The sequence below is a fragment of the Streptomyces sp. SID12501 genome (assembly GCF_010550245.1).
Classification (GTDB): Bacteria; Actinomycetota; Actinomycetes; order Streptomycetales; family Streptomycetaceae; genus Streptomyces.
The window spans coordinates 134,126-160,388 of sequence record NZ_JAAGLU010000003.1; the positions used below are offsets into that span (position 1 = coordinate 134,126).

Sequence of the window (26,263 nt, forward strand, 5' to 3'; positions counted from 1 at the left end):
CGGCCCCTGGAAATCCCGTCGTTTAAGGCTCTCGTTCATGCGCACAGACACCTTCCTCCCCTCGCTCCTCCTGCTCGGCTCCCTCGCCCTGACGACGGCGTGCTCGTCCGGCGCGTCCGGCACCGAAACCGCGCCCGCCGGCCCCGGCGCGTCGTTCTCGGCGGCCGCCACCCGCGGTGTCGACCCGTCGAAGATCAAGGGCCTGGACATCGTCACCGACAGCAGCGAGCACAGCTCCTGCCCATACGCCGCCTCCTACCCGGCCGTCCCCGGCGCCGAGACGATGACGGCCGCGATGAAGAAGTACGTCGAGGCCCGCCTGACGGACTTCCGGTCGGGATCGTGCGCGGGCGACTCGGCGGCGGACAAGGCTCACGAGCTGAACATCAGCTACGAGTTCCTGGTCGCCTCCGGCGACGCCCTGGGCGTCCGCCTGACGACCCGCGACGCCACGTCGGCCGGCGACGGTCTGATGACGACGACGTACTGGTTCGACGGAAAGGACCGGGCGTACCGGACCGCCCTCGGGCTCGTCTCCGACGGCTCCCGGGACGCCTTCGTCGCCGCGCTGAAGAAGCAGCTCAGGGGACGGGAGGGCGTCGACCCCGCCTCGCTCGACGAGGCGTTCGCCGACCCGGCGAACCGCACCTCCGTCCTGGACGACATGGCCTTCACCGCCGACGGCGGACTGCGGGTGACCTTCGACCGGGGCGAGGTCGGCGTCCCCGCGGCCGGACGCAACACCGTGACCCTCTCCAAGGCGACGATCACCCCGTGGCTGTCCGGCTTCGGCAAGCGCGCCCAGCGGCAGACCGTGCACCCGGGCGGCGGACTGGACCTCGGCGCCACCCACACCCCGGCCCCCGCCGTCCCCACGCAGACGGCCTCGGGTACGGACACGACGGACTGCCGGAAGGTGAAGTGCGTCGCCCTCACCTTCGACGACGGGCCGGCCGTCCCCGAGACCGCGACGCTGTTGACGTACCTCGCGAAGTACCGGGCGCGCGTCACCTTCTTCACCGTCGGCCAGAACGTCGCCGCCCACCCCGAGCTCGTCCGCGCCGAGGCGCGTGCCGGGCACGAGATCGGCAACCACTCCTGGAACCACCCCGACCTCACCCGGCTCACCCCCGCGCAGATCAGCTCCCAGCTGACCCGTACCAGCGCGGCCATCAAGGCCGCCACCGGAAAGGCGCCCACCCTCTTCCGCCCGCCGTACGGCGCGGTCAACGCCACGGTGAAGGCGGCGACCACCCTCTCCCCCGTGCTGTGGGACGTGGACACCGAGGACTGGAAGTACCCCGACGCCGCCAAGGTGGCCCGGACCGTCATCACCAAGACCGGACGCAACGACGTCGTCCTGATGCACGACATCCACCCCACTTCGGTCGCCGCCGTCCCCGAGATCCTGCGGACGCTGACCGCCAGCGGCTACCACTTCGTGACGGTCAGCCACCTGCGGGCCACCATGTGACCGGCCTTCGCGTCCTGGGAACCCCCGGCCCGCGCCACCGGCCTGACGGCGTGGCCGATGGTCCGGCCGACGCGTGGACGACGCCCTCATCTGTCGGACGCCCGCAGTCGACGGCGTCCCGATCCTCGCTCCGAGCCCCAGCCCGCTCGCGCCACAACGACGGCACCCCGCGCAGGCGCCGAGGGCGTGCGCGGGGCCGGGCCGGCCGATGGCGGTCAGCTCACGCCTTGCCCTTGCTGACCACCCACTTGTCGTGGCCCCGGTTGCGGACCGTCTCGTAGCCGGAGCGGAAGGAGCCGAGCCAGTTCAGGGTCAGGTTCGCCTCCGCCGTGGATCGCACGGGGGTGTAGCTGCTCGCCTCGTCCGCCGGTCCTCCCGTGGTGTTCTCGGCGACGTACGGGAAGGGGTACGCGGGTCGGGTCGCGGTGGTCTTCCCGCTGCTGTCGACCGATGTGGTGAGCAGGCTGTCAGGTGCCTCGCCCTGGGCCCCGCCACCGACCGGGAACCGGGCGACTTCCCCCTCCAGTCGCCCAACCAGCCGGGCGAGGCATGGGCCCGTCGCGACGATGACCAAGAACGCCAGGACAGGTGTCTGGTTCTACACCGACTGCGCCTCCACCAGCGACCACCACTTTTCCGTCTACACCCCGCCCGGCTACGATCCGACGTGCTCGACGCCCTACCCGGTGTTCGTCCTCAGCCACGCGGCGGCGAGAACGAGATCGCCTGGTCCACCCGCGGCCGGCTGGAGCAGATCGTCGACAACCTGATCGCCGCCGGGCGGCTGCAGCCGGCCGTCGTCGTCATGCCCAACGGCTCCGGCCTCGCCACGGGCAGCTACACCACGGAGATCACCGACACCGTGCTGCCCTACGTCGAGCAGCACTACAACATCGGCACCGACACCGCCGACCGTGCCTTCGCCGGCACCAGCGCGTACGGAACCCAGGCGAACAACTTCCTCTTCAAGGACACCGACGCCTTCGGCTAGTACGGCGTCTGGTCCCCGGCCTCCGGTGCTCCCGCCGTCACGGTGACCGGCTCGGGCAACACGCCCGTCGATGACGCCTACAAGAACGCCGACCTCAAGAAGCTGCTCGGCATCCACCTCGCCATCGGCCAGGAGGATCTCGGTGGCAACGCGCCGATGATGACCGCCACCATCGAACGCGAGGGCCTCATCAACGCCGGCGTGCCCTTCACCTACTACTCCGTCGGCGGCGGCCACACCTGGGCCTTCTGGCAGCAGACCCTGTACGACTTCCTCACCCGGGTCGGCTTCCGCGCCACGTCCACCACGGTGACCACCAGCTCAGCGAAGCTGACGGCCACCGTCACCCCCGCGACCACCGAACCCGCCACACCCGCCGGCACCGTCCAGTTCAAGGCCGACGGCGTTGACCTCGGCAAGCCCGTCAGGGTCAGCGGCGGCAAGGCCGTCCTCACCGGGCGCTCCACCGCCTGGACCGGCAGGACCGTCACCGCCGTCTACAGCGGCGACCGCCTCTACAACAGCAGCACCGGCTGAGACCCGCAGGTGGGCCGGTCCGCACCTGCGGGCCGGCTCGCCTCGCTCACGGAATCGCCCGGCTCACTTCTTCTTCTGCTCGAAGAGCCAGTCCCGGATTCCCTCGATCGTGTAGGCGGCCCGCCAGGTGCAGACGTGGTTGTCGACGGAGTTCTCCGTCAGGCCGGGCCACACCACCGTGCCCTTCTTCAGCGCCACGAAGTTGACCGGGGTCTTCTTGGCCCGCATCTGGGCGGCGTGCGGAGCGAACTCACCCGGTGTCAGCTGCCCGTCCCAGACGGCGCGGCTGATCTTCGCGCCTTCCTTCTCGAGGGTGTCCATGATGCCGGTCATGCCGGGGTAGGCCTGCTCGTCGCCCTGCGACACCACGGCCCAGATCTTCTGCTTGGCCAGCGGCTTGACCTGGGAGAGGTCGTCCCACTGGCCGGCCACGAGGAAGGAGGCGGCGAAGAGGCCGGGATAGGTGAAGTCGAGCGCGATCGACGTGATCGTGCCACCGGACTGACCGGTGGTGTACAGGCGCTTCCTGTCGATGCTGTACTTGCCGGCCAGCGAGTCGATGAGCCCCTTGATGGTCTTCAGGGCCGGTGCGTTGCCGTCGCTGCCCTCGTCGTCTTCGCCGGTGAACTGCGGTGCGAGGACGAAGCACTCGTGCTTGGCCTGCTCCGACGGGCTGGCCCAGATGACGGCACCGAGCCCCTGGGTCAGCGTGATGAGCGGATTCGTACTCGCCGTGCCCCCGTCGTGCATGAACAGCACCAGGGGATACGACTTGGACTTGTCGTAGTTCTTCGGCACGAACAGGTTGTACTGCAGGGACCTGCCGGTGTCGGCGTCCGTGTACTTCAGCTGCTGGAAGTCATCGACGATCAGGTTGTCGACCTTGCTCGTCGTGATCGCCGTGCTGTTCGCGGCGTACGCGTCACCGCCGGTGGTGGTCACCGTGCCGACCTGGGTCACCTCGGCCGACGCCGTCTTCAGCGTGGGACTCTTCATGCCTCCGCCTCCGCCCGGGCCACCGGACGGAGAGCCCGACGGCGAGACGGTCGCGGACGACGACGGCGAAGCCGAGGCCGAGGCGGACGCGGAGGGCTGCTGCGAGGAGGACGACGAACCCGAGAAGCCGTCCTCGTACAGGCGGGCCGCCTCGTCCAGGGGCGAGAGCTCGATGATGACGTAGCGACCGTTGGTCCCGTGCCCCGCTGTCGCCGCGGCGGTGTTGGCGTAGACGTTGGTCACGGTCCTGTCGGTGACCTTGAACGTGGCCGGCGACAGCTTCGACGCGTCGATCTCCGTGTCGTACTCGAGGGCCACGGCGGTGAGCTTCTGCCCGTCCCCGAACACCTCGGTGATGGCCGTGCCCGCGACGATGTGACCAGAACTTGCGGCCAGTTGCACCCCGGCGACGCTGGTACGCGCCGCCCCGGAGGAACACCCGGCCACGGCGGGAACAGCGGTTGCGCCGACGATTCCGGCGAGCAGACTCCGGCGTTTCACTGATCTCTCTCCCTTGATAAACGACTCGATATGCCGACTCGCACAAGGAGTTCGGCTCGAAACCCCCACCTGCACACGCCACCGCGCCGATCGTCAGCCGTCGCCGACCGCACAGACCGGAACGTCCGCCCCGACGGTCACATCTCTTTCGCAGTGATTGAGACCCTAGGTCCGCTCCGGAAGAATCGTCAACAATATCGTCGACTACCTAGGAACGTCACAGCAGACACAGAGCGACCCACAGAAGCGCGGGCAAGTCGGCCGAACGCGCTACCGGGATTCAACGCGGCTCCGGTACGTCTTCAGGTTGCATCCGGAGGCCGGTCAGCGGATCGCGCCGGCGAAGGCGTTCGGGTGTGCTCGGTGTTCAACGACTGCGTGCGCGCCCGAGTCGACTTGATGCACATAGGTCCGAACAGGCCCTAACGCCGACCGTCGTCAACCAAGCGTGTCCTGGACGGCGCGCCAATGGCCGCCAGGGACTTGCGGAGACCGTGGAAGGTCCGGGGATGCCACCCGGTGAGTTTCCCCCACCGGTCGAGTCGGTAGCTCAGCGAGTTCGGGTGGAGATGCAGCTGCTCCGCGGCACGTGCGACCTGCATGTCGGCCCCGGCGAACGCGACCACGGCGTCGGCCAGGTGTCGGTGGTCGGTGGCCACCTGCCGTACGGGATCGAGGATCGCCGCCAGTCGGGCCGAGTCCTGGTGCATGCAGGCATCGGCCCAGACCTCTTCGAACCGGGCCATGGTGCGGTCCGCCCCGGGGAGACCGGCGCGAACGGCCGTCATGGCGAGGCGTGCGTCGCCGAGGGACGTGGCCGCACCGTGCAAGGCGTGGCGGACCAGTCCCACACCGCCGTGGCCGCGGTCCAGCGTCTGTGCCCCCAGGTGTTCCAGAGCCACGGGATCGACGCCCTGACACACCACCAGGCTCTCCTCGGCGAACTGACCGACGGCGAACAGGGCACCCATGGCCTCCAGTCGCCGGAGAAAACCGGCGGGCAGCACGGCGGTCGGGGCTCCCTCCCGCGTCCATGCCAGGGCAACGAAGTCACCCTCCGCGTCGAGGCCCAGTGTCCGCGCGTGTGCGCGGGCCTCGGTCTCCACGCTGCCGGCGAGCAGCAGCTCGATCAGCCTCTGGGATGCCGTGATCCGTCGTGTGTGCAGGGCCTGGCTCGCCTCTGCGTGGGCGGATGCCATCGTCGCGGCGAGCGCGGGGAGCGACGCGAACAGAAGGCTCGCCGCCTGCGGCAGCACGTCCTCGGTGTCCGCGTCGGCCGCCTGGGTGAGCGCTTCCCAGAGGGTCTCGTTGCCCAGGTGAAAGGCGCCGATGAGCACCTCGATGTCGATTCCCTGACGCGCTCGCCGGCCTGCCAGCACCGCGGCCGCGCCGAGTGCCTCTCCCGAGATCACCCGCCCCTCTGCGAGCGCGTCGAGCTGGTTGCGGTGCTGGAGCGCTACGGCCTGCGCGTGCTCGGCCGCGTCCACGAGGGCGTAGTCGGGCAGCTCGTGGCGGATCCGTGCCAGGGACCGGTCGGAGAGGGCTTCGGCGTCGACCTTCGTGCACAGGAGCGCGAGCCTGGCGTCCTTCATCTCCGCAACCCTTCCGTTCGTCTTCGTGGATTCCACGAAAAGGCTAGCGGCTATTGCCCGGTATCCCGGGATCACGTCAACTGATTTTCGTTGTGGCCACGGGGATACTCGATCCATGTCGACTCTCACCCATGGACATGCCTCCGACCCCGCATCTCCCCGGCAGGGGCCTCCCCGGCCCACCCGCCGGGAGGTGACGCTGACGGACCGGTACGAGAAGCGCGACGGTGTCGCGTATATGTCGGGTCTGCAGGCGCTGGTCCGGCTGCCCCTGGAGCAGCGCCGCGTCGATCGGGCGAACGGGCTCGACACCCGGACCCTGGTCTCGGGCTACGAGGGTTCTCCCCTGGCCGGGTACGACCTGGAGCTGCACCGCAGGGCCGCGCTGCTGGACGAACACGGTGTGGTGTTCCGCCCGGGTGTCAACGAGGAGTTGGGGGCGACCGCGGTGCTGGGCTCCCAGCTGGTCTCGGTGGTCGGCGAGGCGACCTGTGACGGTGTGGTCGGCATCTGGTACGGCAAGGCTCCCGGTCTCGACCGGGCGACCGACGCCTTCCGGCACGGCAATCTCGGCGGTGCCGCGCCGACGGGCGGGGTCCTGGCGCTGGTCGGTGACGATTCCGTCGCCAAGTCGTCCACGGTGCCGAGCAGTTCGGAGATGGCGATGGCCGAGATCGGCATGACCGTGCTGAGTCCCTGTGATGCCCAGGACATCCTCGAACTGGGCCTCCACGGCGTCGCGCTCTCCCGGTTCTGCGGACTGTGGACAGGACTGAAGCTCGCGACCAACGTGGTCGACGGCGGGATGACCGTCGATCTGCACGCGCTCCACGTCGAGCCGGTGGTTCCGGACAACATCGTGGGCGGGCGGCCCTACGTCCACGAAGTGTCCGCCGACTTCCTCCAGCCCACCCTCGCGGGTCTGGAGCGGTCCCTGATGGACACGAGGCCGGAGCTGGCCCGGAGGTATGCCCGTGCCAACGGCCTGAACCGGATCGTCGGCGACCCCGCCGCGGCCATCGGCTTCGTGGCGCACGGCGCGACGTACCTGGACACGCTCCGGGCCCTGCGCCGTCTCGGGATCGATGTGCACCGGCCCGGTTCGGGTGTCCGCGTCCTCAAGCTCGGCATGATCTCTCCGCTCGAACCCCACGTCGTCCAGGAGTTCGCGGACGGCCTCGACGAGATCGTCGTGGTGGAGGAGAAGCGGGCCTTCGTGGAGCTGGCACTCAAGGACCTGCTCTACGGGCGTCCTGGCGCACCGGCCGTGTTCGGCAAGCGCGGCCCGGACGGCGGGCACCTGCTGCGCGCTGACGCGGACCTGCCGCCGGAGGTCATCGCCGAGGCGGTCGCCGCCCGGCTGGAGACGCGTCTGAAGGGGTTTTTCGCGCCGAGGAGTTCTCAGCCGGACGCGCGTGCGCGGCGCATGTTGCCGTTGCTGGCTCGCCAGCCGTACTTCTGCTCCGGCTGCCCGCACAACCGCTCGACACGGGTCCCCGACGGGTCCCTCGTCGGTGGTGGTATCGGCTGCTCGGGCCTGATCGTCCGTATGGACGAGGACCGGACGGGCGACGTGATCGGCCTGTGCCAGATGGGCGGTGAGGGGGTCGCGTGGGTCGGCCTCGCTCCGTTCGTCCAGGAGGACCACATCTTCCAGAACCTCGGTGACGGCACCTACCACCACTCCGGAAGCCTCGCGGTGCGGGCCGCCGTCGCGGCCGGCGTGAACATCACGTACAAGCTGCTCTACAACAGCGCTGTCGCGATGACCGGAGGACAGCAGCCCGTCGGGGGCCTGTCCGTCCTGGACATGGTGCGAGAACTCCTCATCGAGGGGGTCGGGCGGGTCGTCATCACCACCGAAGCACCGGAGGGCTACCGCCGCGTACGGCTGCCCGCCGGTGTGGAGGTGCGGCATCGCGACCGGTTGATCGAGACGCAGGAGGAGTTGTCCCGCGTCGAGGGCGTGTCCGTGCTGATCCACGACCAGGAATGTGCCACCGAGCTGCGGCGCAAGCGGAAGCGACAGCAGGTGGCCGATCCGGCCACCCGCGTCTTCGTCAACGAGCGGGTGTGCGAAGGGTGCGGCGACTGCGGGGCCAAGTCCAACTGCCTCTCGGTCCAGCCGGTGGAGACGGAGTTCGGACGCAAGACGCAGATCCACCAGTCGTCGTGCAACAAGGACTACTCCTGCGTCGACGGCGACTGCCCCTCGTTCGTCGTGGTCCAGCCGGGCGAGGGCGGCGGACGCCGGAGCCCGGAGCCGCTGGCCGCCGACGTCTTTCCCGCGCCGCACGTCCAGGCACCCGTGGAGGGCTTCGGGCTGCGTATGACCGGTATCGGCGGCACCGGTGTCGTCACGACCGCACAGGTACTCGCCACGGCAGCGGTCATCGACGGCCACCACGTCCGTGGGCTCGACCAGTTGGGCATGGCGCAGAAGGGCGGCGCCGTGGTCTCCGACCTGCTCCTGTCGGAGAGCGGCGAACGGGGACCCAACAAGGTCGGGGCCGGTGAGTGCTCCCTGTACCTGGGCTGTGACCTGTTGGTCGCAGCGGCGGACAACAACCTCGCCATCACCTCCCCCGACCGCACGATCGCCGTCGTCTCCACCAGCGAGGTGCCGACGGGCGCCATGGTCACCCATGTGGAGGTGACGTTCCCGACCGCCGACCGGACCCTCGATGTCATCGCCCGCCGGACCCGCGACCTGGTGTGCGTCGACGCCCGGGAGATCTGTGGCCGGCTGTTCGGGGACGACCAGTACGCCAACACCTTCCTGGTGGGGGCGGCCACACAGGCCGGCGCCCTGCCGATCGCTCCGGAGAGCATCGAGAAAGCCCTGGCCCTGAACGGCACCGCGGTCGAGCGCAACATCCAGGCGTTCCGCCGCGGCCGCCAGGCGGTCGCCGACCCCGAGGCCCTGAACCGCGCCGTGGCAGCCCCCGAGGCGACATCATCCTCGCCGAGCGCGGCGGCCGCAGCGATCGCCGGCCGGATCGGCGCCGGAACGGACACGGCGTTGGGCGCCCTAGTGGCCCGCCGGGTGCACGAGCTCATCGGGTACCAGAACGAGTCCTACGCGCGGGACTACGCCCAGGTGGTCCGGAAGGTGCGCGCCCGTGAGGAACTGGTCCTCGGCGCGGCCGGGGAGATCACCGAGGGAGTGGCAACCTTCCTCTTCAAGCTGATGGCCTACAAGGACGAGTACGAGGTGGCCAGGCTGAGCCTCGCCCCGGAACTCGGTGAGGTGATCACGGACCGGTTCGGGGCCGGCGCCACCTGGGCGTACAAGTTCCATCCGCCGGTGCTCAAGGCGTGGGGGATGAAGAACAAGATGACCCTGGGCCGGTGGGCGAAACCCGCGCTCGTGACCTTGCGCCGCATGCGCGCCCTGCGCGGTACGAAGCTGGACCCCTTCGGTATGGCCAGGGTGCGGCGCGTCGAGCGTGCGCTGATCGCCGAATACGTGGCCGGTGTCGACCACGCGCTCGCGCGACTGACACCGGCGACCCGCGACGTGGTCCTGGAGCTGGTGAACCTCCCCGACCTGGTGCGCGGATACGAGGAGATCAAACTCGCCAACGTGGAGCTCTACCGCAGCCGCCTGACAACCCTCATGGCGTCCCTCGACGCCCAACCGTGAGCCATGTCCCGTACGAGAGAAAGAACCACCATGTCCACTGACATCGCACCGGGTGCCCTCAAAGGGCGAACCCTGCTCATCTCGGGCGGCAGCCGCGGCATCGGGCAGGCGATCGCGGTCGCCGCGGCCCGCCTGGGTGCCAACGTCACGGTTCTGGCCAAGACCGACCGCCCGCACCCGACCCTGCCGGGGACGGTCCACACCGCCGTCGAGGCGATAGAGGAGGCCGGCGGGCGCGGCCTCGCCGTCGTGGGTGACGTCCGGGACGAGGAATCGGTGGCCGAAGCGGTACGGCGAACGGTCGAGGTCTTCGGCGCGATCGACATCTGCGTGAACAACGCCAGTGCCCTGGCGCTCCAGAGCAGCGAGGATCTGCCGGTCAAGAAGTTCGACCTCATGCAGCAGATCCAGCTGCGCGGCACGTTCCTGCTCACCCGCGCCGCCCTTCCGTACCTGCGCCGGTCCGGCTCGGCCCACATCCTCAGCCTGGCACCGCCGCTCAACCTCTCCCCGAAGTGGCTCGGCGCGCACCCGGCCTACACGACCGCCAAATACGGCATGACCCTCCTGACGCTGGGCTGGGCGGCCGAATACGCGCAGGCCGGAGTCCGTGCCAACACCCTGTGGCCGGAGTCGACCATCGCGACCTCCGCGGTGCGCAACCTCCTGGGCGGTGAGGCGGCCATGCGCAAGGCGCGGGACCCGCAGATCATGGCCGACGCCGCGGTACGCGTCCTGACGGCCTCGCCCGCCCCGACCGGCAGGACGTTCCTCGACGTCGAGGTGCTGCGCGAGGCCGGTACGGCGGATCTCTCCGGGTACGGGGCCCCGGACGGGATCGAGTACGACATCTTCGTCGACGAGCCGACGAGCCGACGGGTTGACTGAACGACTACCTGGGTCCGACCGGAAGGGCGGTCGGCAGCCAGGCCGACCGCCGGGCCTCGTAGGCGTCGATGTCGGCGCGGTGGCGCTCGGTCAGACCGATGTCGTCGAGCCCGTTGAGGAGGCGCCAGCGGGTGTAGTCCTCCATCTGGAACGGCAGCGCCCTGTCCCCGTACCGGACCTCCCGCTCCGTGAGGTCGACGGTCACCGGCAGGGTGGGGTCGGCCTCGGTGGCTTCCCACAGCGCCTCGACCTCACGCTGGGGCAGGACGACGGCGAGCAGACCGGCCTTGGTGCAGTTGGTGCGGAAGATGTCCCCGAACCGGGCGCTGACGACCACGCGGAAGCCGCCGTCGAGCAGCGCCCACACGGCGTGCTCCCGGGAGGATCCGATGCCGAAGTCGGGCCCGGCGACGAGGATCGAGGCGGTGGCGTACCGCGGCTGGTTGAGTACGAAGTCCGGGTCGCTCCTGCGCCAGTCGACGAACAGCCCGTCCTCGAACCCGGTGCGGGTGATCCGCTTGAGGTACTCGGCCGGGATGATCTGGTCGGTGTCGACGTCGGAGTGGCGCAGCGGGGCCGCGGTGCCGGTGTGTGTGGTGAATGCTTCCATCGGGCTCACGCTCCGGGAGGGGTCGGGGTGCCGGCCAGGTCGGCCGGGGCGGCCGGGGCGGCCAGCCGTCCGGTCAGCGCCGTGGCGGCGGCGACCGCAGGGGACACCAGGTGGGTGCGTCCGCCCTTGCCCTGGCGGCCCCTGAAGTTGCGGTTGGTGGTGGAGGCCGCCCGCTCACCGGGCGCCAGCCGGTCGGCGTTCATGGCCAGGCACATGGAACATCCGGCACCCCGCCACTCGGCTCCCGCCTCGATGAACACCCGGTCGAGCCCCTCGGCCTCGGCCTGGAGCCCGACCTGCACGGATCCGGGAACGACCAGCATGCGCGTGTCCGGGTCGATCCTCCGTCCCCGCAACAGCTCGGCGGCCACCCGCAGATCCTCGATCCGCCCGTTGGTACACGACCCGAGGAAGACCGTGTCCACCTCGATGTCGCGCAGCGGGGTTCCGGCCGTCAGGCCCATGTACGCCAGCGCCGACTCGGCGGCCCGCCGCTCGCTCTCGTCGGCGAGGTCGGCCGGGTCCGGCACCGTTGCGGAGATCGGCAGGGCCTGACCGGGGTTGGTGCCCCAGGTGACGTACGGCGTCACGGACGAGGCGTCGATGTGCACCTCGCGGTCGAAGACGGCTCCCTCGTCGGTGCGCAGGGTCTTCCAGTACGCGAGGGCGGCGTCCCAGTCGGCGCCCCGCGGCGCGTGCGGTCGGCCCTTCACGTAGTCGAACGTGGTCCGGTCGGGGGCGATCATTCCGGCGCGGGCGCCGGCTTCGATCGACATGTTGCACACCGTCATCCGGGCTTCCATGGACAGTGCCTCGATCGCGGCGCCGCGGTATTCGATGATGTGCTCACGCCCTCCCGCGGTGCCGATCCGCGCGATGACGGCGAGGATCAGGTCCTTCGCCGAGGCGCCCGGCGGCAGTTCGCCGTCGACGGTCACCGCCATCTGCTTCGGCCGGTACTGCGGCAACGTCTGCGTGGCCAGCACGTGCTCGACCTCGCTGGTGCCGATGCCGAACGCGAGCGCCCCGAACGCGCCGTGCGTCGAGGTGTGGCTGTCGCCGCACACGATCGCCATGCCCGGCAGGGTGAGGCCCAGCTGTGGCCCGATGACATGCACGATGCCCTGGTCGCGGTCACCGAGCGGGGCCTCGCGGATGCCGAACGCGGCCGTGTTGCGCCGCAGCGCCTCCACCTGGGCCCGGCCCACGGGGTCGGCGATCGGTGCGAGGAGGTCCGTCGTCGGCACGTTGTGGTCCTCGGTCGCCATCGTCAGGTCCGGCCGGCGGACCGTGCGCCCCGCGGCGCGCAGACCGTCGAAGGCCTGCGCACTGGTCCCTTCGTGCACGAGGTGGAGATCGATGTAGAGCAGGTCGGGTTCACCGTCCGCGCTGCGCACGACATGGGCGTCGTAGACCTTCTCGGCGAGGGTCTTCGGCATGAGTCAGTCCCTTCTCCCGGCACGCACCGCCTGCTCCAGGCGGTGCGTGCGGTCCAGGGCACGTCCCGCGAGGGCCATCAGCGGTTCGGCGAGGTCGATACCGTTGTCGGAGGTTGCGGTCACGACCCACTCGACGGAGGTACGCCCGGCCGCCGACCCCGGCCGCAACCGGATCGTGCCGCTCAGGTTCTCGACCGGGACGGCGCTGCCACTCACGATGGTGTAAGCGATCACGTGGTCATGGTCGTCCAGAGCGTCGAGCCGCTCGCACACCACATGGCCGTCGGGGTAGGTGATGGTGCGGACGGCCCCGGAACCGTCGCCTTCGAGGGTGCAACCGATCTCGGGGATCCAACGGCCCAGGCCGCCGAAGTTTCCGACCAGGGACCATACGTCATCGATCTCGGCGCGGATCTCACGGGCCATTCGCAGAAGCTCCATTGGTTCTGCCTCCTTCGCTGTTCGTCGTCGTGCCCGGCGCACTGTCCGCGCGCAGGTTGGCCGCGATCGCCCGCACCATGTCGGCCGTGCCGAGGTCTCCCCCGATGTCGCGCGTGCGTGCTCCCGCGCCGAGTGCCGTCTCGACGGCCTTCTCCAGCTCGGACGCCAACGTGGGTGATGCCAGCGAGTACCGCAGTGCCAGCGCGAGGCTGAGCACCGTTCCGACGGGATTGGCGATGCCCTGGCCGGCGATGTCCGGGGCGGTGCCGGAGACCGACTCGTACAGGCCGGGCGCCGAGCCGTCGGCGGGCGGCCCGGCCAGCGTCGCGGATGCCAGCATGCCGATGGAGCCGACGACCATCGCGGCGCTGTCCGAGAGGATGTCACCGAAGGTGTTCTCCGTCAGGATCACGTCGAACTGGCCCGGGCGGCGGACCAGTTGCATCGCGCAGTTGTCCACGTACATGTGGGTGAGTTCCACGTCGGGGTACTGCCTGCCGAGGGAGGTCACCACGTCGCGCCACAGGCTGCCCGTCGCCAGGACGTTCGCCTTGTCGACGGAGCACAGGCGACTCCTGCGGCTCCGGGCTAGTTCGAACGCCACGAGGGCGATCCGTTCTATCTCGTCGCTGGTGTACACCAGGCTGTCGACCGCCCGCCGCCGGTCTCCGATGGTCTCGATGCCCTGCGGGCGACCGAAGTAGAGACCTCCGAGGAGTTCCCTGACGATGACCATGTCCACGTCGCGAACGACCTCCCGCTTGAGCGGCGAGAACTCCTCCAGTGCCGGATACGTGGCGACCGGTCTGAGGTTGGCGTAGCCGCCGAGGCCCTTGCGGAGCTTGAGCACACACGGCTCCGGCCGGTCCGCCCTGGGCAGTCGCGCGTACTCCTCGGTGCTCTCCGCGCCGAACAGGACCGCGCTGCTGGCAGCCGCGAGGGCCAGCGTCTCATCGCTGATCGTGGCTCCCTCGGCGGCGAAGGCCCGGTAGCCCGCGGGTCGTTCGCGGATCTCGATCCGCGGGTCCGTCCGCTCCGCCAGCCACGCGAAGATCGGCTCCATCGCGCCGAAGATCTCGGGCCCGATTCCGTCTCCGGGAAGCAGCAGCAGCGTTGGAGCGCTCATCCTCGTCCTCGTCCTCGTCCTCTGGTTTCCGTGTTCACACGCTCGGTACCGCGCCGTCCGGGTGTCCGGGCCGGTCAGGCACCACGCCACGAGCTGAGATAGGAGCCGTTCTCGCAGGCGAGCGCCGCCTCGCCCACCTCCAGGGGCTGGAAGGTGTCGATCATGACGGCCCACATGTCGCGCATCTCGATGACGCCCGGCTGGTAGGCCGCGACGGCCCTCTCCAGTTCCCCTGCGCGAGGGCCGTGCGTGAAGCCGCCGGGGTGCCAGGTGATCGCGCCGGCGTTGATGCCGTGACCGGATCGGGCTCCGCCCGCCGCTTCGGTCCAGAAGAGCAGTTCGTCGGAGTCCACGTTGGTGTGAGCACCCGGGACGGGCACGGCATCGGGGTGGTATTCGGTCGCGTGCGGCACCGCGGCGCACACGACGAAGCCCGGAGCCTCGAACGCCTGGAAGTTGGTCGGCGGCTGGTGGAGACGGTTGGTGTACGGCTGGAACTCCGCCATGTCGAAGGCGTAGGGGTAGAGACACCCGTCCCATCCGACGACGTCGAACGGGTGGTTGGCGTACGTGTATCGGGTGCCGCCGTGCCGGTGGCGGACGTACACGTCCACGTCGCCGCCCTCGTCCACGACGAAGGGCTCCGCGGGCGCCCGCAGGTCGCGTTCGTTGTAGGGCGAGTGCTCCAGGAACTGGCCCTGGTCCGAGAGATAGCGGCGCGGGGTACGAACGCTTCCCCGCGCCTCACTGATCAGCAGACGCAGGGGTTCCTCACCGACGGGCACCACCCGGTGGATGACAGCCCTGGGCATCACCACGAAGTCGAGTGCGCCGACCTCGAGAACGCCGAACACGGTCTCCACCCGCGCCTGCCCCGACTCCACGAAGTACAGCTCGTCACCCGAGACGTTGCGGTACAGCGGGCTGGGACGGTCGGCGACGACGTAGCTGACCCGCAGGTCGGAGTTGGCCGCCAGCAGGCGGCGGCTGAGGACCGCGTCGCCGCCCTGGTCGAGCTTGTGGGTGTACAGGAGCCGGGGCACGAGCGGGTTGTTCGGCCGGGACTCCTGGTCGGGCAGCTCCCACGTGTCGATGGACACCACGTCGGTCGGCGCGTTGTTGTGGTACAGGATCGCGAAGTCGGAGGAGAAACCCTCCTTGCCGATCTCTTCTTCGCGGTACAGGCGGCCTTCTGGGCTGCGGAACTGCACGTGGCGCTTGGGGGGAAGCGCTCCTACGGCACGGTAGAACGGCACTGTTTACCTCATTTCCGGGGCCTGGGCACAGGGACGACGCGGTCACAGGGACGACGCGGTCACAGAGCCACGGTCAGATGCGCTCGGCGAGCCATCGCGTGACGATCTGTCCGGCCTTTTCCCGCGGGTCGTAGTCGACGGGGGCGCCGGGCAGCAGGAACAGGTAGTGGTGTGCGTGGTCGAGCGTGGTGAGCGTCTTGTCGGTCACCGGAACGCGCGAGAAGATCTCCCGCTGGTCCTCCGGGTAGGCGTCGGAGTCACCCAGGGGCAGCACCACGAGGGTGGGAACCCGGATGTGCTCCGCCGCGTGGGCCCACTCGGCCCTGGCCGACAGTCCGCTCCAGGTCGACAGCCAGGCACGGGCGGTGACCAGCCGGCCCAGCGACTGCGGGCCGTAGCCGCCGCTGAGCGGGTGCCCCGCGGACGCGATGCTGCCGGGCAGCCGGTGGTTGGGGTGGATGCTCGGATCGGTGTGCGCCGGGTTGGCGACCGTCCCGTACACGGTCATGTACGGGGTCATCAGGGCGCGGCGCGCGGTCGGCGAGCCGAGCCGTTCGATGTCGGCGGCCTGCCTCGCCTCCTGGTAGTCGGTGAGCAGCGTCCGGGCCAGTACGTCGATGCGGTGCACCCGGGCGCGCTGTGCGGCGCGGTAGCCGGCCAGCCAGTCGGGGTCGTACTTGCTGGGCTCCGGGAAGGGCCGGTAGCCGTTGTCGGGGTTGAACATGTCGAGTTCGGGGTCGATCGCCACCGGATGGGACTCGTCGACGACCGCGGGGTCGATCATGTTGAGCAGGCTGACGCCTTCCCCGGAGTGCGGGGCGAGCGCCACGAAGAGGTCGGCCGGCGGCATGTCCTCGGTGGCGAACCGGGTCGGGGCGCCGTGCGGGCCGTGGGTGACCCGTTCCTCGGGCGGCAGGGATGCCTGCCATTGGTAGTAGGAGAGCAGGGACGTCCCCCCGCTGCTCCCTATCAGGATGATCCGTTCGAAACCGGCGTCCCTGAGCATCCGGATGCCCGCCGCGGTGTCCAGCAGCGCTTCCTCGTGCACCAGGTCGGTGTCGTTGTGCAGTCCGCGGCTGGTCTGCCCCCACACGGCGTGTCCGGCCTCAAGGAGGTAGGGGGTCAGGTACTGGCGGCTCTGGTTCTCCCTGGGGTGCATGAAGACGGCGACCGACCCGGGTCGCGGCCCGGGAGGCAGATGCAGCAGGCCGAACGACAGGGCGCCGTCCGTCGCCGTGACATCGCGGTACTCCCGGCGGGTCCCGGCCGGCAGTTGCTCGATCCGGTAGGCGTTGACGCTGCCGCGTACCCGGCGCTCCGAGGTGACGAACAACTCCGGCGGAAGCGGCGGCTGGGGCAGTAGGTGGCTCTTTCCGGCACTCACAGCGTCCTCCACAAGTGACGATCAGATTTCAGGTTCACATGTGAATATGGGTCTGTCAATGAACTGGACAGCTCACAACTCGGCAGGCACCGGTCACCGTGCTCGCACCTGCCACTACTCTGGTCTCGTATACACATGTCAATATGCGCAACACGTGCGTGGAAGGACGGGCTGTCGTGAGCAGTCGACCCGAGCAGGTTCCCGACGACGGCGACGTCCTCGATCCGGACGTGGCGATGCAGGTGCAGATCTACCGCCACCTGCGCTCCGAGATCCTGGACGGCCTCTGGGTCGGGCGCACCGACTTCCCCACGGAACGAGACCTCGCGACACGCTTCGGCGTCAGCGTGATCACCTCTCGGGCCGCTCTGGAACGCCTTGCCTCGGAAGGCATGCTGATCCGCAGGCGCGGTGTGCGGACCCGCGCCGTCCACACGGTCACCGAACCGGGCCCGCAGCCGCCGCCCCTGACCTCGGTGTCCACCGGGCGTGGGCGGGCCGGGCGGATGAAGATCAGGCTCCTCGAAGCCGGCGTCGGGATCGCTCCCGCCGCCGCGTGCCGCACCTTCGGGTTGTCGCCCGGGAGCCACCTCTGGCAGTGCGTGCGACTGCGGACACTCGACGGCCGCCCCGACATCGTCACCCAGAACGTGCAGCCGACCGAGGTCGGCCTGCGACACACCCGGCGGATGCTCGAGAACAAACCGATGGCCCAGATCTTCCAGGCCGAAGAGGTGGAGATCGCGACGATGCACCGCCGCTTCACCGTGGGACTTCCCCCTCCCCTGGTCGCCCGTCACCTGCGGATCTCGATCGACCAGACGGTCCTGGTCACCTTCCTGATCGCCTACGCCCGGTCGGGCGAGGTGGTGGAGTGGCTCCGGGCCTACTCGCACCCGGACCGGATCGAACCCGAGGAGGTCCTCGACCTGACGACCGACTCCTGGCAGATCTCCCTGGAGTGACTCGGCCGACGACGCGACCGATAACACATATTCGTATGTGTTCATTGACTCCGTGATTCCTCACGCCTAGCGTCTGACCGAGGCGAGCCGGCCATCGCTTCGCAACTCCCCGAGTGCCGTCGCAAGGTGAGGTAACCCCATGGACATGGACATCGACGCGGATGTGCTCTGGACCCCTCCGGTCCCCGGCAGCGGCGGGGGCGAACTCGACCGGTTCCTGGCGTGGCTCGATGGGTCCCGCCGACTGTCGTTCGACTCCTACGGCGCGTTGTGGAAGTGGTCGACCCAGGAGATCGAGCAGTTCTGGCGGGCGATCTGGGACTACTACGACGTCGGCTCGAACGCCGGTGAGGTCGTCCTCGAACAGCGGGTCATGCCGGGAGCCGTCTGGTTCCCGGGTGCGACGGTGAACTACGCACAGGAGATGCTCACCCGGGCGCCCCGCGAGCATCCGGCACTGGTGTCGGTCTCCGAGGACGGGGCCGTCGAAGAGACCTCCACCGCGGAGCTGACCGGGCAGGTCGGCGCACTCGCCCGCACCCTGCGGGAGATCGGCGTCGGTCCCGGTGACCGCGTCGCCGCCTACCTGCCGAACGTTGCCGAGGCGGTCGTGGCCCTGCTGGCCACCGCCTCGCTGGGCGCCATCTGGACGTCGTGCGCGCCCGACTTCGGCGCGGAGGGGGTGATCGGCCGGTTCCAGCAGGTCGAACCCAAGGTGCTGATCGCGGTGGAGGGTTACCACTTCGGCGGGCGCTACCACGATCGCGGTGCTGTGCTGCGCCGGATCGAAGCAGCGATCCCTTCCCTGCGCCGTACGATCGTCGTCCGGCCACGCGCGCAGGAGCACCCCCCGCAGCCGACACCGGAGCGGATGCCGTGGGCGGACGCGATCGCCCAACCGGCCGAGCCGCGGTTCGAAGAGGTCCCGTTCTCACATCCCCTGTGGATCCTCTTCTCGTCCGGCACGACCGGACGGCCGAAGGGGATCGTGCACAGCCACGGCGGCATCGTCCTGGAGCATCTCAAGACGCTCAATCTCGGCGCGGGAGTGGGGGCGGGCGATCGCTACTACTTCTACTCCTCCACCAACTGGATGGTGTGGAACCTGCTGGTCGGGGCGCTGCTCGCCGGGGCGACGGCGGTTCTGTACGACGGGAGCCCCGTACACCCCGATCCGGCGCAGAGCTGGCGCGTCGCCGCGGCGGCGCGGGCGACGGTGTTCGGTTCCGGGGCGGCGTACCTGACCGGCTGCGAACGCGCCGGCGTCAAACCCGTGGCCGCCGGCGATCTCAGCGCGCTCACCACGGTCGTCTCGACAGGTTCGCCGCTGCCGCCCAGCACCTGGTCGTGGATCCACGACGAACTCGGCCCGGCGGTCCGGCTCGACTCCTGTTCCGGTGGCACCGACGTGTGCAGCGCCTTCGTCGGCGGATCACCGTGGTTGCCCGTGATCCGTGGCGAGTTGTCCGCCCCGGCGCTCGGGGCGAAGATCGAGGCGTTCGACGAGGGCGGAGAGCCGGTGGTGGGCGCCCTCGGTGAACTCGTCATCACCGAACCGATGCCGTCGATGCCCGTCGGCTTCTGGAACGATCCGGACGGCGCCCGGTACCGGGACGCGTACTTCTCGGCCTATCCGGGCGTCTGGCGCCACGGGGACTGGATCGAGTTCACCGAGCGCGGTGGCATCGTCATGCAGGGGCGATCCGACGCCACGCTGAACCGCGGTGGGGTACGCATGGGTTCGGCCGACCTCTACAGCGTGGTCGACCTGATCCCGGGCGTCGCCGACAGCCTGGTGATCGGTCTCGAGCTGCCGGACGGCGGGTACTACATGCCGCTGTTCGTCGTCACCGCGGACCACGCCGACCAGGCCCACCGCTCCGGACTCGAAGCGGAGATACGTGACCGGATCTCCGCCGAGCTCTCCCGCAGGCATCTGCCCGACGAGATCGTCTTCGCCCCGGCAGTCCCCCGCACGCTCACCGGCAAGAGGCTCGAAGTACCCGTCAAACAGCTCCTGCTCGGCAGGATCGACGACCGGGGTGTCGCCCGGGAGTCCGTCGTCAACGCCGACTCGCTCGGCTGGTATGCCGAGTTCGGTAGGCGCCGTATCGGCAGCCGCGGTGGTTCCGGGTCGTCGGCATCGCCATCCGCTGCTGCCCGAGGCTGACGGCGGCGAACACCGCGGCACGAGGTGCGGGACCCGCAGGGCGCGGAGGTCTGCGCCGGCACACGGTCAGTTCACGGCGCAGACCTCCGCGCCCTGGGTGCAGAGGTCTGACAGATCGCCTCGTGTGAGGTACGCATCGACTCGTCATGGGGGAAGCCGACCGGGAGACGCCGGGCGATCCGCTCCGGGCTCCAGGAGGTTGTCCAGCGCCGGCCCTGTCTGCGTCCGCGCCTTCGTCCGATCCAGCGCGTCTGCGGGCCCGGGATCTCGCCGCCGTCCGGGGCGGTGACCGCGTCGGCAAGCCAGTCCTGCACGTACTGCTGGACGGCTCCAGGCTGATCGGCGACATGCCGCCACCCTCACGAACCACCGTGACCTCAACGGCTGCGACCCACCACACGCGACCGCGGCGTCTTCACCGGGCAGCCTTTCAGCGATCTTCCGCCAGAAACGCTGCCGTTCCTCCCGGCGGTTGACCGGGGGCCGCCCCGGTGACCGCAACAGCGGACGGATCGGCCGCCCGCCGCCGCACACTGCTTCGGTTTCGCCACCACTCACACCTCCACGTCGAAGGTGTTGCGGCCACCGCCGAGTGAATCGACTGGTACTGCCACCGCCCCGTCCACGGTGAGCAGGCCACTCACGTGAGGCGCATCACCTTGACCCAGAAATGTGCACTAGTGTAAAAATATAAATGGCCCCCTCACGGATGTCCGAGGGTCCATACGAGGAGATGCCATGGACGGCCACACCCGCCGCCGCCTGGAAGCACGGCGGCGCATCCTGGAAGCCGCCGACGAGTTGTTCGAGGAGAACGGCGGCGTCGACGGCGGGTACGAAGCCACGACGATCGACATGATCGTCGAGCGCGCTCGCGTGTCCCGCCGCACCTACTTCAACCACTTCGACACCAAGGCCGACGCACTGCTGCTCGACCTCAGGTCCGCCGTCGCCGACCACTGCGCGGCGTTGCGGGAGCGCCCACCCTACGAGCCCGTCTTCGACGCGATCTGCGGCTCGTTCCTGCAGATCGCGGAGCGTTTCGTCGAGGACCCCATGAACCGCCGGCGCTCGCTGCGCTACGCCCGGCTGACGGAGTACCGCGGCCACCTCGCCTCGGCCTTCGTGACCTGGGAGGCCGCCATCACCGAGGTGGCGGCCGAGCGGGTCACGTCAGAACGTGAGGACACGGCCTCCGTCCGGCAGCGGGCACGGCTCGATGCCGGCCTGGCGCTGTTCCTCCTCCGCCTGGCCTGGGAGGACTGGCTGGCCAGCGAACTCTCCCTCAAGCTCGATGAACACGTACCCGCTCTCGTCGCCGAGGCCCGGAACTCACTCGAAGCGGCCCGACGCCCGTCGCCGTACGCGGACACCGAGCAAGAAGGGCGATGAAGGCACGCCCGGTCCGCCTCCTCTCCGAGGTGGACCAGAGGGCACTTGACGACGTGCGCGACCAGCCCACACCGGCTCCCGCCCATGAGGCGCGGGGCGGCCGGCAGCCCACCTCTTACCACCCCGCAAGAGAACACTTGGAGAAGTCATGAGCGAATGGCATGTGGTGACCACGGCGGCAGAACTGCTGGAGGCACTGGCCAAGGAATCCGAAGCGATCGAGGTCCAGGGCACCCTGTCCGCTCTGCCGCCGATCACACTGCCGGCCGGCGTCCGGCTGCGCGGCGGGACGCTGGAGTTCGCGGCCAAGGGCGTGCGCCTGACCCGCGACAACACCCTGGAAGACGTCACGATCCGCTGCGCGGAGACGGAGGTCGCCGTCGGCAACAGCACCCTGGTGGCCGACTTCGGCACCCTCACCCTGCGCGGGGTGCGCACCACGGGGCAGGTTCTGCTGCTCGCCCGGGACCAGGTCAGGGCAGGGCATGTGCGGGTCGAGGGGCTGACCGTCGACGCCGCGGACACCCGTGCCCGCGCGGACCGGCCCGAGGGCGGGCCCGGCGGCAACTACGTCGAGGTGATCCAGGGCGCCTTCACCCTGTGGAACATGCACACCGACCCGACGGTCCACATCACCGCCGAACTCCTCGACATCGCCACCGGCACCGCGGAGCGGCCGGTCGCCGGCGTGGGGGTTTTCGTCTCCGGTCACGGCCGCTACGGCCTCGACGGCGGCAGTCTGGCCATCTCCACCCTGCGCACCGGGGAGATCCACGCCGACGGCGGGATCACTCCGGGCAACGCCTCCCTGCTCGGCGGCGGCGTCTTCGTCATCACCGGCGCCGAGGTCACCGAGGTCGTCAACGCCGGCCCGGTCACCACCCACGGCCCGAACGACATGGTGCTCGACAACTGGTCCCAGGTCACCACCTGGCGCACCACCGCCCCGATCACCTCCTACGGGCCCAGCGGGATCGGCTTCGTCAACTTCGGCACCATCGACCGGCTGGAGATCGGCGCCCCCATCGTCACCCACGGCGCGGGCGCACGCGGCTTCAACCTCTACGCCGGCTCCATCCGCCACGCCTCCTTCGCCGACATCACCACCCACGGCGACGGAGCGGTCGGCATCCAGGTCTCCATGCCGCTGCCCGTCCTGGACGTCCACGGCGACCTGACCACCTTCGGCGGCGAGGCCCTGAGCCTGGTCAAGGGCGTACAGGTCCCGCTCAAGGCGATCGCACTCAGCGTCAAGCCCGGCGGCGACATCGGACGGTTCGCCTGCACCGGGCGGATCGTCTCGCACGGCGACGACATGGCCACCGTCAGCATCGAGGGCACGGTCGGGCACTTCGAGGCCGCGGACGGCATCGCCGCCGAGGGCGCGAACTCCGACGCCGTCCACGTCCACGGTGACGTGCCCGGGCTGGAGGCCGTCACCCTGACCGTGACCGACGGCAGGGACCGGGTCGCCGTCTGACCCCGCCGCCTGCCGCGACCGCCTGGCAGAAGCACCAAGCGTCCCCTCACCGCGAGCAACAGGAGCCCTGCCATGCCTCATCACGGACACGAACTCGCCTTCGGCGCCGCGCACAGTGGTCAGCGACGGCCTGTAATCCCCTTCGCGGAGCCGGGGGAGTAATGGGCAACGGGCGGCCGCGGCACGCGCCGGGCGAGGGGGTGACCGTACCGAAGCATGCGTTCGACGTCGTTTCGTGCGAGCCGGAACACGGACGCGCGGGGCGGAGCATCTCGACGGACGGTCGCTGCCGTACGGCTACTTCAGCGCGGGGGCAGCGTCGTGGAGTCCGTACCCCGCAAGCCGGCCGGCTTCCTGTGCCGGTGCGCCTGGCACAGCCTGATGTCCTCCACCCGCCTGGTGAACGTCCACCCCGGCGACGGCATGAAGGCCGCACTCTACCGGTCGTCATGCTCCGTACGGAGGCCTCCGTCACAGCCGGCAGCCCCGCCATTTCCGGTCAGGAGCGGCCTGGCTGTCGATCCGGTCGGCCTGCCGCATCGCCCCCGGTGGCGAGCGCCTACACCCATCGCCACTGGGACATGCGTCCCGCAACTGGACGGTCTCCGCCTCGGCTTCGAGACCGAGTCCGCCCGGACAACCTCCTCCATCCCCCACTCTGAAGGGAACCCTCGGACATGCAGAGGCACACGGTCACGACGGCGGCCGAACTGAATGCCGCCGTCACCTCCGGCAGCAAGGACATCGAGATCACGGGTGAGATCAGGGGTCTTCCCATGCTCACTCTTCCCGAGGGCGTCAGCCTGCGCGGAGGCGTCCTCGGGTTCAACGCCAAGGGTGTCCGCCTCACCCGCGACAACCTGCTCGAGGACATCCGGATCGAGACCCAGGAACACGAGGCGGCCATCCTCAACGACACCTCCGTCGCCGGCCTCGGAGAGCTCCACCTGCGCAATGTCGTGACCGTCGGTCAGGTCCTGCTCCTGGCCCGCGACGCGGTGCGGGGCGGCCATGTGCGGGTCGACGGTCTCACGGTGGCGGCGGCCGACCTCCGCGGGAGGTTCGAGCGGCCGCACGGCTGGGCCCCCGGCTTCATCGAGGTGCAGCAGGGTGGATTCACTCTCTGGAACATGCACACAGATCCGGACGTCACGATCACCGCGGAGCTGCTCGACATCGCGGCCGGCTCCGCCGACCATCCGATCCGCGGAACCGGTGTCCTCGTCGGCGGCCACGGCGTGTACAACGGCAGCGGGGGAAAGCTGGCCGTCACCACCTTGCGGACCGGCGAGGTCCACGCCGACAGCGGCATCGTGCCCCAGACCTTCGACCTCATCTCCGGCGGTGTCTTCGTCGTCTCCGGTGCCGAGATCCGGCAGGTGACCAACGCGGGCACGGTGGTCACCTACGGCGCGAACCAGCCCGTGTTCGACAACTGGGGAGACGTCGGCACGTGGACCGTCGAGCAGCCCATCACCTCCCACGGACCCAGCGGCGTCGGATTCGTCCAGTTCGGCTCCCTCGACCTGCTCGACGTGCGCGCGCCGATCACGACGATGGGCCCCGGCGGCCGCGGCTTCAACCTCTACGACGGCACCCTCCAGCACGCCGTCTTCGACAGCATCACCACGCACGGAGACGGCGGTGTCGGCATCGTCGTCTCCAAGCCGCTTCCGCTGCTGGAGATCCGCGGCGATCTCACGACACTCGGCGGCGAGGGCTACAGCCTCTACTACGGGGTTCAAGTACCGCTCAAGGCCGCTGCCCTCGACGTGAAGCAGAGCGGGAGCATCGGAACGTTCCGCTCCGACGGCGGGATCGTCACGAAGGGAGACGACGTCATCACCGTAGTCATCGAGGGTGAGATCGGGGAGTTCTCGGCGAAGCACGGAATCGCCGCCGAAGGAGCACACTCCGACGCCGTACACGTGCGGGGCACCGTGCCCGGCCTCGACACCGCGGAGATCTCGGCACGGGACGGTCGGAAGCTGGTCCGCCTGGACACCTCTCATCCCATGGTCCACGGGTGAAGACGGACATACGGCCGAGCGACCGAGGAAGAGGATCAGCTCTGGCCGAATCCCGGAAGTTCCGTCATCGCAGGTTGGCCGCCGCCCGCTCGCTGTCCTCGCCGACGGCGGTCGGGCGGACACCGGGAGCGGCTTGCCCCAGAACGCGGCGATCTCCCGCCGGATCCGCTTCAGCTCGCTGCACTCAGAGATGGATTCCTGACCAGCAGGAACACCTGGCCATGCCTGCCGTGACCACCGCGCGTCACCGACATCATCGCTGGTACGCCCGACTGCTCGAAGAGCCGTGCGCCCCGAGGATTTCCGGACACCCGGAGCCCCCGTCCATGAACATCTCCGCCTGGCCGCCAGACCGAGCTGTCGCCGGGTCGGCCATGCGGAGGCCGAGCGCAGCGAACGCGACGACCGGCTGACGACCGCCGAACGGGATGAGTTGAAACAACTCCCCGTAGTAGATGTGGAGTTGAGGCTGGCACGGAAGATCCTCAAGACCGCATCGGAGACGAGGCTTGGCCCGCGTGAGCGCGACCATGTCACATCGGCTCGGCTGCCGACCAGTTCCCGGTGGTGAGATCCATGGTCTCTTCGGGGGTGTCGTAGTCCGGGTGGAGATAGATCCTGACCCACTCCAGGACCCTGTCGTCGGGGTCGTGCACGGTGATGGTGGCGACCAGCATCTGGTCGGCGATGGTCAGGCCGAGCGCCTCTGTCACCACGGCGGGTGCGTGGGCGATACCCATACGGCGCCGCATGCGGGCGACTGTGTGGCCCTGGCCGACGAGGAGCTTGGGCATGGGCTCGTGGTCGAGTTGCTCCCCGGTGTGGCGCTCACCGATGACCGGTTGCTGGACGTTGTGGGCGACGCTGTGCCGCGACCCGTCGTAGCTGCGCAGTCGCACGCACTGCCACAGGTCGCCGCCCGGCTGCAGGCCGAACACGGTCAGTGCCTCGGCCGGCGCGGTGCCCGTCTCGGCGAGCAGCACCTGGTAGGTGTACGGCCGGTACGGCCCGGTGGCCTCCAGCGTGCTGGGCCCGGGGCGGGCCTCGGCCCTCTCGGGCCGGTGCACCACCTGCGGACGGCGACCGCGCTGGCGTCGGATCCAGCCTTCGCCGGCCAGCCGGTCCAGGGCCGTCCGGCTGGTGATGACGCTGATCCCGAGGCGCTCGGCGAGCTCGCGTTCGCCGGGGAAGTCCGTGCGATCCAGCCACAGACCGTCCGCGATCTCGCGGCGCAGGTGCAGGTACACCTGGTGGTGCAGCGGGACGGCGGGGTCGAAGGTGATCGACTGGGTCGGCGGTGGTTGGCGATCAGTGCTCACGTTGCCTCACTCGACCCTGCCGGAAC

General features: G+C 69.7%; 20 protein-coding genes. 10 read left to right on the forward strand and 10 right to left on the reverse strand.

Going from position 1 to position 26,263, the window contains the following annotated elements; all coding sequences use genetic code 11:
* Positions 1-37 precede the first annotated feature (37 nt).
* Positions 38-1,474: a polysaccharide deacetylase family protein gene (locus G3I71_RS04105; RefSeq protein ID WP_164312526.1), complete on the forward strand. Its 1,437-nt coding sequence runs from the start codon at positions 38-40 to the stop codon at positions 1,472-1,474.
* Between the two features lie 220 nt (positions 1,475-1,694).
* Here G3I71_RS04105 and G3I71_RS04110 read toward each other — a convergent pair whose 3' ends face one another.
* Positions 1,695-2,048: a hypothetical protein gene (locus G3I71_RS04110; protein ID WP_239148879.1), complete on the reverse strand. Its 354-nt coding sequence runs from the start codon at positions 2,046-2,048 to the stop codon at positions 1,695-1,697.
* Positions 2,049-2,141: 93 nt separating this feature from the next.
* On the opposite strand from G3I71_RS04110, the gene G3I71_RS04115 reads away from it, so the two are divergent.
* Both G3I71_RS04115 and G3I71_RS04120 read left to right on the forward strand, forming a co-directional pair.
* Entirely contained in the window at positions 2,142-2,465 is a 324-nt protein-coding gene (locus G3I71_RS04115) for an esterase family protein (RefSeq protein ID WP_164312527.1), read from the forward strand.
* A 42-nt stretch (positions 2,466-2,507) separates the two neighbouring features.
* The gene (locus G3I71_RS04120; RefSeq protein WP_203729276.1) at positions 2,508-3,002 is read left to right on the forward strand and encodes an Ig-like domain repeat protein; all 495 of its coding nucleotides are present in this window, start codon (positions 2,508-2,510) and stop codon (positions 3,000-3,002) included.
* A 63-nt stretch (positions 3,003-3,065) separates the two neighbouring features.
* Here G3I71_RS04120 and G3I71_RS04125 read toward each other — a convergent pair whose 3' ends face one another.
* Complete coding sequence (locus G3I71_RS04125; protein ID WP_343242841.1) at positions 3,066-4,499, reverse strand: hypothetical protein; 1,434 nt, start codon at positions 4,497-4,499, stop codon at positions 3,066-3,068.
* 422 nt (positions 4,500-4,921) lie between these two features.
* On the reverse strand, positions 4,922-6,091 hold the full coding sequence (locus G3I71_RS04130; protein WP_164312528.1) for a CdaR family transcriptional regulator: 1,170 nt from the start codon (positions 6,089-6,091) through the stop codon (positions 4,922-4,924).
* Between the two features lie 115 nt (positions 6,092-6,206).
* Here G3I71_RS04130 and G3I71_RS04135 point away from each other — a divergent pair, with 115 nt between their 5' ends.
* Together G3I71_RS04135 and G3I71_RS04140 are read left to right on the forward strand one after the other, a co-directional pair.
* Entirely contained in the window at positions 6,207-9,737 is a 3,531-nt protein-coding gene (locus tag G3I71_RS04135) for an indolepyruvate ferredoxin oxidoreductase family protein (protein ID WP_164312529.1), read from the forward strand.
* Positions 9,738-9,767: 30 nt separating this feature from the next.
* Positions 9,768-10,625, forward strand: coding sequence for an NAD(P)-dependent oxidoreductase (locus tag G3I71_RS04140; protein ID WP_164312530.1), 858 nt, complete (start codon positions 9,768-9,770; stop codon positions 10,623-10,625).
* Between the two features lie 4 nt (positions 10,626-10,629).
* On the opposite strand, the gene leuD is transcribed toward G3I71_RS04140, so the two are convergent.
* The 6 genes from leuD to G3I71_RS04170 all read right to left on the reverse strand — a co-directional run bounded on the left by leuD (position 10,630) and on the right by G3I71_RS04170 (position 16,881).
* Positions 10,630-11,235, reverse strand: coding sequence for a 3-isopropylmalate dehydratase small subunit (leuD, locus tag G3I71_RS04145; RefSeq protein ID WP_164312531.1), 606 nt, complete (start codon positions 11,233-11,235; stop codon positions 10,630-10,632).
* Positions 11,236-11,240: 5 nt separating this feature from the next.
* A complete protein-coding gene (leuC, locus tag G3I71_RS04150) occupies positions 11,241-12,674 on the reverse strand; it encodes a 3-isopropylmalate dehydratase large subunit (protein ID WP_164312532.1) in 1,434 nt (477 codons plus the stop codon).
* 3 nt (positions 12,675-12,677) lie between these two features.
* Positions 12,678-13,115 carry an SRPBCC family protein gene (locus G3I71_RS04155; protein WP_164312533.1) on the reverse strand — a complete coding sequence of 146 codons (438 nt, stop codon included), beginning with the start codon at positions 13,113-13,115 and terminating at the stop codon, positions 12,678-12,680.
* Positions 13,090-14,241 carry a 3-isopropylmalate dehydrogenase gene (leuB, locus tag G3I71_RS04160; protein WP_164312534.1) on the reverse strand — a complete coding sequence of 384 codons (1,152 nt, stop codon included), beginning with the start codon at positions 14,239-14,241 and terminating at the stop codon, positions 13,090-13,092. Before leuB ends, G3I71_RS04155 begins: the two co-directional genes overlap by 26 nt.
* A gap of 74 nt (positions 14,242-14,315) precedes the next feature.
* Complete coding sequence (locus tag G3I71_RS04165) at positions 14,316-15,497, reverse strand: homogentisate 1,2-dioxygenase (protein ID WP_164312535.1); 1,182 nt, start codon at positions 15,495-15,497, stop codon at positions 14,316-14,318.
* A 73-nt stretch (positions 15,498-15,570) separates the two neighbouring features.
* Entirely contained in the window at positions 15,571-16,881 is a 1,311-nt protein-coding gene (locus G3I71_RS04170) for an alpha/beta hydrolase (RefSeq protein ID WP_164312536.1), read from the reverse strand.
* A 176-nt stretch (positions 16,882-17,057) separates the two neighbouring features.
* Here G3I71_RS04170 and G3I71_RS04175 point away from each other — a divergent pair, with 176 nt between their 5' ends.
* The 5 genes from G3I71_RS04175 (at position 17,058) to G3I71_RS04195 (ending at position 24,918) form a co-directional block, all read left to right on the forward strand.
* Entirely contained in the window at positions 17,058-17,846 is a 789-nt protein-coding gene (locus G3I71_RS04175; protein ID WP_164312537.1) for a GntR family transcriptional regulator, read from the forward strand.
* Positions 17,847-17,985: 139 nt separating this feature from the next.
* A complete protein-coding gene (locus G3I71_RS04180; RefSeq protein ID WP_239148880.1) occupies positions 17,986-20,016 on the forward strand; it encodes an acetoacetate--CoA ligase in 2,031 nt (676 codons plus the stop codon).
* Positions 20,017-20,754: 738 nt separating this feature from the next.
* Positions 20,755-21,408 carry a TetR/AcrR family transcriptional regulator gene (locus tag G3I71_RS04185; RefSeq protein ID WP_164312538.1) on the forward strand — a complete coding sequence of 218 codons (654 nt, stop codon included), beginning with the start codon at positions 20,755-20,757 and terminating at the stop codon, positions 21,406-21,408.
* A gap of 148 nt (positions 21,409-21,556) precedes the next feature.
* On the forward strand, positions 21,557-22,888 hold the full coding sequence (locus tag G3I71_RS04190) for a hypothetical protein (protein WP_164312539.1): 1,332 nt from the start codon (positions 21,557-21,559) through the stop codon (positions 22,886-22,888).
* Between the two features lie 677 nt (positions 22,889-23,565).
* The gene (locus tag G3I71_RS04195) at positions 23,566-24,918 is read left to right on the forward strand and encodes a hypothetical protein (RefSeq protein WP_203729278.1); all 1,353 of its coding nucleotides are present in this window, start codon (positions 23,566-23,568) and stop codon (positions 24,916-24,918) included.
* Positions 24,919-25,451: 533 nt separating this feature from the next.
* On the opposite strand, the gene G3I71_RS04200 is transcribed toward G3I71_RS04195, so the two are convergent.
* Complete coding sequence (locus G3I71_RS04200) at positions 25,452-26,237, reverse strand: GntR family transcriptional regulator (protein WP_164312540.1); 786 nt, start codon at positions 26,235-26,237, stop codon at positions 25,452-25,454.
* Between the last annotated feature and the right edge of the window lie 26 nt (positions 26,238-26,263).